This is a genomic window from Salinimicrobium oceani, from assembly GCF_012037645.1.
The window spans coordinates 1-483 of sequence record NZ_JAAVJR010000501.1; the positions used below are offsets into that span (position 1 = coordinate 1).

The following is a 483-nucleotide window of genomic DNA, read 5'->3' on the forward strand; positions in this document are numbered from 1 at the left end:
CATTAATAGTGGAAAGTCCACCTCTCCAACTTCTCCAAAATTCTTTTGAAGTTCCGGCTTGATCTGCTCTACCGGATTTTCTCCCTTTTCCTTTTCATATGCCTTTACTGCCGACCAGGTGTTGAGATAGCCCAGCAATCTCTCCAGACTCCAATGCTGCTTCATCTCAATTTGCGGAACTTCAATTTCCGCGAACGGAAAGGGAATGGTTTTATAGCCTTCCTGCAAATATCGCCGTTCGGCTGCCCAATATTTACCAATAACATTATTGTAAAAATGGTCTATGGTTTCATTGGTTGCGGGATCACTTCTAAACAATCCGTATCCAAAAATAGCAATTACAGCCTCCTTTTTCAGCACCCGATTCACTTCAGCATAGAATTTTTTAAATTCAAACCAATGCACCGCCTGCCCTACCGTAACCAGATCAAAACAGGAAGCGGGAAAAATGGTTTTTTCGGCAGCTTGTTTGGTGTAATGGAT

The 483-nt window shown here is 42.4% G+C and carries 1 protein-coding gene; it reads right to left on the reverse strand.

The features are described 5' to 3' along the window. A partial coding sequence (locus tag HC175_RS17930; protein WP_168139624.1) for a methyltransferase domain-containing protein occupies positions 1-483 on the reverse strand: 483 nt, incomplete at both ends.